We start from the raw sequence: 11,576 nt of genomic DNA, 5'->3' as shown, positions 1-11,576 counted from the left end.
AGCGCTTGAGAAACAACTCGTTTCACTGAGAGCGAGTTGCAACGATGACCGGGAAGTTGAGGCGTGTGGGGTTCTTGCTGGAATTAGCGAAGGAAACATGCACCAGCAGTAGGTGAAGCATCAACCAGATAATCCAATGAGATGCCGGTCTGTCTCACTCTCATGCAAAGGTAAGATCAACCATTTAATCCGCTTACCCGAATTTATTTGCCACTACACGTTCACAAGTTGCAGACCACTATAGCTATGTTCAACGTGTTAAGCGAGTATTGGGCATAGCCAAAAAGTTAAAAGATTCATTTGTGAAAAAGCTTTCAATCAAAAAACTAAAGCTGAAGTTTTAGTAACAAGGTAAGTAACACGCTTGAATCTTAATATTTTTTATCCACTATAAAACAATAAGTTATTAGATCTTATCGATTCCGCCTCCGGCACCACATATTGCAAGGCCTCGCTGGAAACAGCGGGGCTTTTTTGTTTCTGATTTTGTGTCAAAATTGTGCCATCAACGTGACACGCGACATCTTTAATTCATCTATTATTGTTTTTTTCTTGGCCATTTATCTCCCGCAACCGTCTTTTACGAGCATGCTTTCGTAAGCATGCAACAAGCCGGTTAGGTTGTACTGGTTTTATCAGGTACTCATCTCCCCCCATCCCCAAAGCCAACAATTGCGTTGACGGATCTGGGGCTGACGAAAGAAACAAAACGGGCAGATGTCTATATTCGGGCATCTCTTTCAACACAGCAGCAAGTTCAGGGCCTGATGCTTCAGGCATATAAACATCGAGCACCACAACGTCCGGTTGAAAACGCTTCAAATCGTCTATTAGACGTAAAGGCTTGTATGAGGTAGAAACATGAAACCCCGCTAATTCTAAATAAAACTGGTTGAGTTTTAATTGAGCTTCATCGTCATCCACAAGGTGAACCTTGTATGGAGACGGAGGAACTTCACTGCTTAACTCATCGACGAGACTGATTAAATACTCACGTTCAAGTGGTTTCATTAAGTATCGAGTTGCACCCGCGCGAAAAGCCATAAGCCTTGCCTCAAGGCTGTTCTGAACAGACATAAATATCAACGGAGGAAGGCTCCCATGCTTAACTTGTAAACTTGAAATTTTTTCTGCTCCAGCAAACTCTCCTTCTCTAAATCTCATATCCATAAAAATAATGTCAGGCTTACTTTCAATATCAAAATTATCAATAAAGTCATCCAGACTTAAAAAGCTGCGGGTTTGGTATCCCTCATGTTGAAACCAATTACAAAGAACTTCAGATTGGTCAGGGTCATCATCTACAACCCAAACCCCCTTGCCTGGCCTCAGTTCTTTTCGGGCTGAGTTGATAGTAAAGCTCCCCAGACTGATTCGATGCACACTCAACTTCAATGACGTTAACGTCATATAAAACCGTTCCCACTCATATTTAGAGGGTGGCTTTCCACTTCCCTTGAATTTATTAATTTGCTCATTCAACAAGCGAGTTTGCTCCATTTCCCACTCTAGGTCGAGGCTGCCTAAACTTCCTATCATACTGTGTACAGCAAGCTCCAACTCTTCAATCGCTTGAGATAGCTTATCTTCATAGTCTTCGGAGTACTCTTCGCCACTCATATCTTCCAGACGTTTCGCAAGAGTGAATATAATGGCCAGACGTTCAGGGATTTTCTTTATGATTTTTTGTTTTATTCGCAGTAACTCTAGCTTGGCTTCAGCGTTTGTATCTTCGGGGCTCACTTTAGCCTCCCTTTAATTAAAGTAGAAAGTTTTTTAATTTCTTTTTTAACGCTATTTAATCCTGTGACTATTTAAAATATAGCAAGTTATTTACATCTTATATCAAAAACCGAAGTTAGCGACGATATGCAGCGTCGGGCTATACCATCATAAAAACAATAATTTCATGGGGCTACGGCAAAAAACAGCAGTCAAATAGCTTCAATGTTACAAAAACTAACCTTTCAATCAGAAGTTAATTGCAGATTCCAATTAAAGTTTCTAGTATGAAGTTGTACCGAACTCAAAGCGAGGCGAATAAATGAAAGCAGCGGATATTCCGGGTAACGAATATGAACGTTTACAAGCGCTTCGCGAAACAGGCTTACTCGACTCACCTCCGGAAGAGCGCTTTGATAGACTTACCCGTATTGCAAAAAACTCACTAAATGTACCAATCGCATTAGTTTCTTTGGTTGATGAGCACCGCCAGTGGTTTAAATCAAAGCAAGGTATTGATGCGTCCGAGACATCCAGAAAAGTTGCTTTCTGTGCTTATTCTATTCTTGAGGATCAGGTATTTGAAGTCAGCAACGCATTAGAAGATGAACGATTTGCAGATAATCCACTAGTAATTAATGAGCCCAAAATTCGTTTTTACGCCGGTTACCCTATTCAAACATCAGACGGGCACAGGATAGGTACCTTATGTGTAATCGACAGCCGCCCCCGGCAGCTTTCTAACAAAGAGAAGGCCATCTTAGAAGACGTAGCATCCGCTGTACAAAACGAAATACAACTAACGAAAAGACTTTTTAATACCTCCAAAAATGAACAGCGACTCCAATCTATTTTAAAAGGAACCAATGTTGGTACATGGGAATGGAATGTTAAAACCGGAGAAACGGTTTTTAATGAACGCTGGGCGAATATTGTCGGTTATACACTTGCTGAGCTTGAACCTATATCAATCGACACATGGATGTCGCTGGCACATCCTGATGATCTAGGTAAATCCGGTGAACTATTAGAAAAACATTTCCGCGGCGACACGGAATTTTACGACTTTGAAGCAAGAATGCGTCATAAAGATGGTCATTGGATATGGGTTCATGACAGAGGCCGTTTGGTCTCCAGAACCCAAAGTGGTGAGCCTCTTCTCATTTCAGGCACACACGAAGATATCACCAAACAAAAGCAAGCTGAAATACAAGTAGAGTCACAGAGAGAATTTCTCGAAAAAGTTATTAATAGTAATGTGGTTGCCTTTTTTGTTCTTGATGCCGAAGGCAAATTCACTTATGCAAATACCGAAGCAATAAATGTCTTAGGGTTAAAAGCTCAGGATGCACCAGATAAAACCAACGCGACCTTTGATGACCCCCGTTGGCAAATCACTCGGCTCGATGGTTCATTTTTCCCTCCGGAAGATCTTCCATTTGCCGTCGTTCGGCGAACAGGCCGACCCCTAGCTAATGTGCAACATGCCATCCACTGGCCTAGCGGTAAATGGAAAGCCGTATCAGTCAATGGAGCCCCTCTTGTTAGAGATGATGAAACTCAATATGTGTTTGCTGTTCGGGACATAACGCCAGAAGTTAAAAGTAAGCAAGCATTAAAAGCCAGTGAAGCTCAATTCCGCTCGTTGGTTAATAATATCCCCGGTGTAACATACCGCTGTTTGTATGATAAGCATTGGACCATGCTTTACATGAGCGACAAGGTTGATCCACTATCGGGCTACCCCGCAAGCGACTTTATTCAAAACAAAGTTCGAACCTATGACAGTGTCATTCACTCTGCAGACAAAAAGCATTTAGAATCAGAGATTTCAGACGCCATAGAAAAGAGCCGAGAATGGTTACTAGAATACAGAATATTACACCGTGATGGCAGTATTCGATGGGCTCAGGAGAAGGGACGAGCTGTTAAAAATGAAATCGGTCAGGTGGAGTACTTCGATGGATTTATCTTGGATATAACTCACGAAAAAAGAAGCCAACAAGAGCTTGAAAAGCAGCTTGAGGCATTCAAAGCACTTAATCAAATAGCCTCTCTTTCTCCTGAATATCCATTGAAACGCATTAACCGAGGCCTGGAACTCGCCTGCTCCTATTTAAATTTGGAGTTAGGAATAGTAAGTAAAATAGATGAAGAAGAGTATGAAATTGTTGCTTTTAGTGCCCCAGAAAAAGCCGAGTTAGCTACAGGCCAAATTTTTCTTCTTAAAGAAACTTACTGCGAAATCGTTTTATCCGAGGGTAGAACAGTCGCTATTGATAATATGGCAGCATCGAAATATCACCAACACCCTTGCTACGAAACTTTCGGTCTTGAATCCTATATTGGTTTACCCATTGAGGTAAATGGTCAGCACTTTGGAACACTCAACTTCTCTTCTGCTAAAGCCCGGGAAATGCCCTTCAAAGAAACAGAAAAACAATTTTTGAGTCTTCTAGCACGCTGGGTTTCCTCGACATTAGAATTTAAGCAAAAAAATGAAGCAATAGAAAATAGCGAGAGTCGCTTACGGGGTCTATTTAAATTATCTCCAATCGGTATAGCCCTAAACGACTATGAAACAGGAAAATTTATTGACTTAAACGAGGCTCTTCTTACCCCCTCAGGGTATACGCGTGAAGAGTTCACCTCTTTAAGTTACTGGGATATTACGCCTCGTGAATATGAAAAAGCTGAGGCTGAACAGTTAGAGAATTTGGCCAATACGGGCCGTTATGGCCCCTTTGAAAAAGAGTATATACGCAAGGATGGCAGTCGCTATCCAGTTTTACTAAATGGGATGGTCGTATACGATGACAATGGTCGAAAATTAATTTGGTCCATTATTGAAGATATTTCGGAAAGAAAGCGTAATGAAGAAATTAAAAATGCATTTGTCTCAACAGTGAGCCACGAGCTTAGAACTCCCATTACATCTATTACTGGCGCTCTAGATTTGTTGCTTGGCAATGCTTGTGGTGATTTACCCAAGGCAGCGCTCGAGATGATAGAGGTTGCAAGAAATAATAGCGTACGTATGAACTTGCTCATTAATGACATTCTGGATCTCGAAAAGCTACTCGCAGGAAGAATGGAAATGCGCTTTGAAAAAGTTTCCATTGGTTGTCTTCTGGCTGAGATTACTAGACGAAATGAAACTTATGCTGAGCGCTTTCAAGTTACTTTAAAACTGCTTCCCATAGATTCTTCTCTTTCTGTTTATGTTGACACTCAGCGGCTCGAGCAAGTTATTACTAACCTAATTTCAAATGCAGTTAAATTCTCGCCAAAGGGTGAGACCGTACAAATTACTGCTGAAGAACATCATGAGTTTGTTCGTATTGCAATACAAGATAAAGGCGAAGGTATTCCTGAAGAGTTTAAACCTCGGGTATTTGAAAAGTTCGCTCAAGCTAACTCTAGTAACACTAGAGCTACCGGAGGAACAGGCCTTGGATTATCTATCTCGAAAGAGATTATGGAGCGTCTAGAAGGAAGTATCGCCTTCAACACAGGTAAAGGTGGTACAGAGTTTTTTATACTGTTGCCTAAGACTTTCTGCGACTCTGAGGTAATAAATGAGCAACTCTAAACTTTCTCATGAAGGGCCAAACTGGCTGAAACTCATTGCTGCCATTTTATTTCTCTGTGTTATCGGCCTAACCGAGTACCTTATTAAGACCCATCACAATAAACAACAAGAAGAGCTCAGACGCAATTCAGCAGAGCTTGCTATACGGCTGAAATCACAACTTGAAACAGAACTTCATGGCGTGACTTTTTTAACGCACGGTATAGAAGCCTATGTAGTTGCCAGAGATGGAAAAGTTATCCCGGAAGAGATTAACTCAATGCTTGAGCAAGTTTATCAGTTCAGTCCTTTCTTCAGAAATATAGGAATTGCACCTGATAATAAACTTCGTTGGATTATGCCGATTGAAGGCAATGAGGCAGCATTGGGCTTAGAATACGAAAGTTTAACCGCGCAATGGCCTGAAATTAAACAAACTATCGAATCAAAAAAGGCAAAGCTTCATGGTCCTTTAGAGTTGGTTCAAGGAGACTTAGGGATTGTTTATCGCTCTCCGTTGTATATTGATGGGGCTTACTGGGGACTCGTCAGCTCTGTCATCGACGCCGAGAGCTTGTTTCAGTCGCTTATAGAAGAGACTCATGAAGCGGGCACAAATGTAAAGCTCGGCTTGAGACAGGGAACAAGTAACAGTAACCTTGGTGAAGATGTTTTTTGGGGAGATCCATCTGTCTTTAGTGATGCATCAGAAACCTTTAAAGTTAATATACCCGGCGGGCATTGGCAGCTTGCCATCGTGACTGAAGAAGAGTTAATGAATTTGTGGCCAGCGCGCCTTTTTATTTGGACCATCTCCTTTCTTGGGGTTGTTGGTTTTTTCTATTTAATTAGGCATTTCTATCAGCAAAAGCTGCTTAATTCCTTAACAAAAGAAGTCAAAGCTCGAACTCGAGAGCTGAGTAAGGTCAATAGTAAACTGAGCCATGTGCTTAATGCGGCAAGCGAAACGGCTATAATAGCAACCGATAAAAACGGTCTCATAAATGTTTTTAATCACGGTGCAGAACGAATGCTTGGGTACTCATCCGACGAGGTTATCAATAAAGCAACGCCGGCTATATTTCACGACCAAGAAGAAGTAAAAGCTAAAGCATTAAAGCTCAGCAGAAAGTTGGACAGAGAAATTTCTGGCTTTTCCGTCTTTACAGCAATTCCTGACAAAAAGGGGTCGGAAAAAGATCGTTGGACTTACATATCAAAATCAGGGAAACGAACGCCCGTCGAGCTTATCGTTACTAAAGAGTTTGACAAAAATGGCAACGCTGTTGGCTATTTAGGGTTAGCGAGCGATATTAGTCAACAAATAAATGATCAGCAATCCTTGCAAGAATTAAAAGAACGTCTGGAGTCGGCAACTCAGGTCGCCAATATAGGCGTTTGGGAACTCAACATAAAAAGTCAAAAAATGCTTTGGAACGAGCAAATGCATTCACTTACTGGTTTAGCACCTAAGGAGTTTAAGGGTAATTACTCTGAGATTGAGTCCCTATTTTGTGAAAAAGAAAAATTAGAGTTTAATGGGCTATTAAAAAAATTAAAATATCAGGCAGCCAACAAAGAACCTTTTGTTAAAGTTCCTAACTCAATTGAAACAACATTTCGCATTGTAAGATCAGACAACAGCGAGCTCCGGTGGATGAAAGGCCACGCAGTCATTCAATGTGACGGCTCAGGCATTCCGACGTCGATATTAGGTGCGATGCATGACATTTCTTCCTTGGTTTTCGCAAAGGAAGCTGCTGAACAAGCTGAAAAGTTGAAATCACAATTTCTTTCTACTGTTAGTCACGAATTGAGAACTCCACTCTCAGTAATCTCAGGGGCGCTCTCACTTATATCGCTGGAAACAGATCGATTGTCAGAGGAAACTGAAAGTGTATTAGAATTAGCGATGCGTAACAGCAAACGACTTACTCTATTAATTAATGATTTACTCGATATTGAGAAGTTGGCTTTCAATAACCTGTCGCTAAAATTTGACAACTATTCTCTTAAATATCTTATTCTAAGAGCAATTACTGAGAACCAAGGTTATGCCCAACAACATGGTGCGCTTATCGAATTCGACAGTAACCTATCAGAGGACATTTACATCGAAGTTGATGAATTACGGTTTATGCAGGTAATGACTAATCTACTGTCTAATGCTGCGAAGTTTTCTCCGAATGAAGGAGTAATTAAAGTAAGTGCCTCAATATCAAGAGATAAGGTTATAGTTCAAGTCATCGATAGCGGCTCCGGAATTCCGGAAGCTTTCAAGAGCAAAATATTCGAGCCTTTTGCGCAAGCTGAGTCTTCAGACTCGAGAAGTAAAGGTGGTACCGGATTAGGTCTCGCTATTACAAAAAACATTATCAAACAGATGGGAGGAGATATCGGATTTGAGTCAGAACTTAATAAAGGAACTCGGTTTTGGTTTACTATCCCAACGTATACCCAGAGCATCACCGAACTCGATGTACGGGTTAACGTCGATCAGAAGTTTGATAAAATAAAAAGTAGAAAGAACCATTTAAACAAAAGCAAAATATTGCACGTAGAGGATTACGACGACTTTTCTACTGTCATTACAGCGATACTCAAAGGCAAATTTGAGGTCGATACAGCTCGCACCTTACAGCAGGCTACACAAAAACTTTCATCGCAAAAGTATGACATTCTCGTTTTAGATATTGCATTGCCAGACGGCTCCGGATGGGAGCTTGTTGAAATAGCAAAGCGTGTTAATAGTGGTATTAAAATTGTCATAACTTCTGATTACGAAGCTTCCGCTGCGAAAGCCTCAACTGTCGATGCAGTTATGAGCAAAGCTACCTTTACGCGATCCAAGTTTGTTGAGTTAATTGACAAGCTCTCTGAAAAATAAAAAACAGGAGTCCCGATGTCTGACTTGAAACGTATTTTATTGGTCGATGATGAACCAGATATTCGAGCCATCGCAAAATTAGCACTCGAAAAAGTCGGAGGCTTCACTTCAATGATATGTTCATCCGGCTACGAAGCCATTGATCAAGTTTATGGCTTTAAGCCTGATCTGATTTTACTCGATGTCATGATGCCCGTTATGGATGGCCCTCAAACATTAAAAAAACTTCAAGAAAAAGAGTTAATAAATAATGTTCCAGTGGTCTTTTTCACTGCAAAAGTGCTAAATTCAGAAGTTGAAGAATTAAAAAAAATGGGAGCAGCAGATGTCATAGCGAAACCCTTTGACCCGATGACTTTGCCAGATCAACTGAAGAGTATTTGGAGGCGCACCAATGAGCAATCATAGTACCGCGCAGGAGATACAGGCAGAAATTCAGGCTATCCGTAATCAATATAAAGAACGCTTAGCCGCCGATAAGTCAAAACTACTATCGTTTCTAGATGAACTAAATGTTAACAGCGCACATCAAGCTGCCCATGAAATACATCTTATTCTGCATTCAATTAGTGGCTCAGCTGGTACCTTTGGCTTTAGCCAAATAAGTTCTGAGGCACGTCGAATTGACAGATCATTAAAACAATCGGTTAATCAGCCAAATACTCAAAATAGCAATTCCTTAACTAACTTTATTAACGATGAGCTGACCCATTTTTGTCATTTATTAGACAAAGTAAATAGCGATGATGAGCTCAAAATTGAACAATTAGAAAACACTGAAAAAACCTCACAAAGAATTATAACCTCAAGGCCTGAGGGGGAAAGAGAAGTATGGCTAATTGAAGAGAATGAAAAACTAGCAGATCAATTCTCACGACAGCTTGTAAACTTTAATTTTAAAATTAATACAATGAACTTAAAGCAGGCTCTAGACCTAGCTAGCAAACTAGGATGGCCAAACGCGACAATTATTGATATCGATTGCGATGATTTTAAAGACCCCCCCAGTACTAATAACGTTTTCAGCTACTTAAAGGAGGCAACAGAGGGCCTAATTATGTTGTCTGAAAACGACAGCTTTGAACAACGAATAAAAGCCGCTAAAGCGAGAGCAACGAGCTTTCTTAAGAAGCCAGTCGACTTATCCGAGTTAATTAGTCATTTAGAAGCTATATTGAACGAAGAACGGGTTTCTCCGCCTCGTGTTATGTTGGTCGATGATGATAAAGAGCTCTGTGCATTGTTAAAAGTCGAGCTAGAGTCTGAAGGTATGCAAGTCAACATTCTGAATAACATTAAAAGTATTCTATCAGAGCTAGTTGAATTTAAGCCTGAACTTCTTATGCTTGACATGGAAATGCCTAGTTATTCAGGCATCGATATCGCCTTATTAGTTCGACAACACGCGCAGTTTGAAAGTCTTCCTATTGTTTACCTATCAGCAGAGCAAGATATCGATAAACAGACCGAAGCTTTATTACTTGATGCCGATGATTTTTTAGTCAAACCTATATCGCATAAACGACTTGTCTCCTCCATCCGTTCTCGAGTTCAACGGGCAAGAACTCTCGAGCAATTAATTAGTAAAGATGGCTTAACTGGACTACTAAAACACTCCACTATCAAAGAACACGCCACACGAGAATTCGAAAGATCTCGTCGAGAAGGAAGTCCCGTATCAATTATCATGCTAGATATTGATCATTTTAAACGTGTAAATGATACTCATGGCCATGCCACAGGAGACGACGTCATAGCATCACTTGCGGCGCTGCTACGCAACAGGTTCCGAAAAACCGATATTCTTGGGCGCTATGGCGGCGAGGAGTTTATGATTATTTTGCCAAACACCGGCGCGAGCCAAGCATTCGATATTATGGAAGGCATTCGAGTAGCCTTCAGCAAAATGGAATTCACTTCTAACAATCAAACTTTTTTCTGCACTCTTTCTGCGGGCTGTGTTTGCTCGGATGATTTTGCGCAGAACACTGACGCTTCAGATTTAATAGAAGAAGCAGACAAGGCACTTTACATCAGTAAAAATGGTGGACGAAATCGAGTTAGCAGGAAGCAATAAAGCGTTGCAAATGCGGGGAGTTCTTAGCCTGAGGTTTATATCAAGTGAGATATTTAGGCATCTCACCTGACATGAAACGCCAGGCTACGCGCGCTTAAGTTACAACAGGTTAAAAGGGTCATCCACAGAGCGCGATGGTTCGGTAAACCAAAAAGCCCCCTCTTCGCTCATATAAAAGTGGTCTTCCAGGCGCACGCCGAATTTTTCCGGGTTAATCACCATAGGTTCATTACTGAAACACATTCCCGGTGCCAGCGGGGTCTTGTCCCCACCGACTAAATACGGCCATTCATGCAAGTCCATACCTATACCATGGCCTGTTCTGTGCGGTACGCCGGGTAATTGATAGTCCGCCTTTAAACCCAGTTCGTTCAACTTAACCCGAACCGCGTCATCAACGGATTCGCAGCTTTTACCGATACGAGCTGCATCAAAAGCAGCCTGCTGTAAATCACGTTCGTACTGCCAGAACACTTGTTGCTCTTCAGTCGCGTTGCCAAAGGGGTATGTACGGGTAATATCGGAGTGATAGCCATGCAGCTTGCAACCGGTATCAATAAGCACCCAGTCGTCTTTTTCTAAGCGCTGCTCGTAATTAACGCCATGCGGATAACTGGTGCCCTTACCAAATAACACAATACAGAAAAACGACCCGGATGCTCCCACCTTACGGTGTGCTTCATTAATAAACGCTCTGACTTCAGAAGCCGTTACCCCCTCGTGCAGCATGGCACCGGTGGCTCTGTGCACGGCCATGGTCATATCCATTGCCGCCTGAATCAACGCCAGTTCTGCGGGCGACTTATGCATACGGCAGGCAGCGGTAATGACTTTTGCGTCGCACATTGTTTCGGCTGGTTTACGCTCTTCCAGCTTTGCCACAACGCTGTATGGTGTGGACTCATCCAACGCCAGTTTATAGCCGTCAGAAAAATGCTCGGTTAGAAAAGCCAACAACCGTTCATAAGGTGATTCATGCTCGTCCCACAAAAGCGTGTCCATAGGCAGTACCATTGCCTGGGTTAATGAACCGACTTCAAACGCGGGCGCTATTAAGGTGACATCCCCTTCAACCGGAAGAACGGCCCCGACCAAACGCTCACTGGGGTACCACTTTAAGCCGGTAAAATATTCCAGGTTAGTACCTGCGTTTAAATACATAGCGCTGATGCCTTGTTCCTGCATCAGTTGCTGCGCCTTAGCCACACGCTGCTGGTACTCTTCCAGTGTAATAGGTTGAACACCTTCGGTCATATCTTCCAACGCGCTGAGGGCTTCCTCAGCTCGCGCAATTCCCACACCATGGGTCATAAAACACT

At 41.9% G+C, this 11,576-nt stretch carries 6 protein-coding genes and 1 pseudogene; 5 read left to right on the top strand and 2 right to left on the bottom strand.

Annotation, left to right across the window (positions count from 1 at the left end; genetic code table 11):
• Positions 1-112 (top strand): annotated as a pseudogene (locus ACN0TF_RS10465) (Cd(II)/Pb(II)-responsive transcriptional regulator); the annotation flags it as partial.
• A 419-nt stretch (positions 113-531) separates the two neighbouring features.
• Here the strand turns inward: ACN0TF_RS10465 and ACN0TF_RS10460 are convergent.
• Positions 532-1,743 (bottom strand): response regulator, encoded by a 1,212-nt coding sequence (locus tag ACN0TF_RS10460; protein WP_417441879.1) that lies wholly within the window; start codon positions 1,741-1,743, stop codon positions 532-534.
• Between the two features lie 301 nt (positions 1,744-2,044).
• Between ACN0TF_RS10460 and ACN0TF_RS10455 the strand changes: the two genes are divergently transcribed.
• From ACN0TF_RS10455 to ACN0TF_RS10440, 4 genes are read left to right on the top strand one after another with little or no spacing between them, the layout of a single operon-like run.
• Positions 2,045-5,314, top strand: a complete 3,270-nt coding sequence (locus ACN0TF_RS10455; RefSeq protein WP_417441878.1) for a PAS domain S-box protein — start codon at positions 2,045-2,047, stop codon at positions 5,312-5,314.
• Complete coding sequence (locus tag ACN0TF_RS10450; RefSeq protein WP_417441877.1) at positions 5,301-8,180, top strand: ATP-binding protein; 2,880 nt, start codon at positions 5,301-5,303, stop codon at positions 8,178-8,180. The genes ACN0TF_RS10455 and ACN0TF_RS10450 overlap by 14 nt, the downstream gene beginning before the upstream one ends.
• 15 nt (positions 8,181-8,195) lie before the next feature.
• The gene (locus ACN0TF_RS10445; protein WP_417441876.1) at positions 8,196-8,588 is read left to right on the top strand and encodes a response regulator; all 393 of its coding nucleotides are present in this window, start codon (positions 8,196-8,198) and stop codon (positions 8,586-8,588) included.
• Positions 8,575-10,257, top strand: coding sequence for a diguanylate cyclase (locus ACN0TF_RS10440; RefSeq protein WP_417441875.1), 1,683 nt, complete (start codon positions 8,575-8,577; stop codon positions 10,255-10,257). Before ACN0TF_RS10445 ends, ACN0TF_RS10440 begins: the two co-directional genes overlap by 14 nt.
• 99 nt (positions 10,258-10,356) lie before the next feature.
• Here the strand turns inward: ACN0TF_RS10440 and ACN0TF_RS10435 are convergent, their stop codons facing one another.
• Positions 10,357-11,568: a M24 family metallopeptidase gene (locus ACN0TF_RS10435; RefSeq protein WP_417441874.1), complete on the bottom strand. Its 1,212-nt coding sequence runs from the start codon at positions 11,566-11,568 to the stop codon at positions 10,357-10,359.
• Positions 11,569-11,576: the final 8 nt, after the last annotated feature.

It is taken from the genome of Idiomarina sp. (genome assembly GCF_048265525.1).
In the GTDB taxonomy this organism is placed as follows: Bacteria; Pseudomonadota; Gammaproteobacteria; order Enterobacterales; family Alteromonadaceae; genus Idiomarina.
The sequence above is the reverse complement of the archived record's forward strand: the minus strand, read 5'-3'. Positions and strand labels throughout refer to the sequence as shown.

What these genes read in the sequence shown, in the direction of transcription:
- ACN0TF_RS10440 (WP_417441875.1), top strand. Translation starts at nt 8,575, where the DNA reads ATGAGCAATCATAGTACCGCGCAGGAGATACAGGCAGAAATTCAGGCT.
- ACN0TF_RS10435 (WP_417441874.1), bottom strand. Translation starts at nt 11,568, where the DNA reads ATGACCCATGGTGTGGGAATTGCGCGAGCTGAGGAAGCCCTCAGCGCG.
- ACN0TF_RS10445 (WP_417441876.1), top strand. Translation starts at nt 8,196, where the DNA reads ATGTCTGACTTGAAACGTATTTTATTGGTCGATGATGAACCAGATATT.
- ACN0TF_RS10450 (WP_417441877.1), top strand. Translation starts at nt 5,301, where the DNA reads ATGAGCAACTCTAAACTTTCTCATGAAGGGCCAAACTGGCTGAAACTC.
- ACN0TF_RS10455 (WP_417441878.1), top strand. Translation starts at nt 2,045, where the DNA reads ATGAAAGCAGCGGATATTCCGGGTAACGAATATGAACGTTTACAAGCG.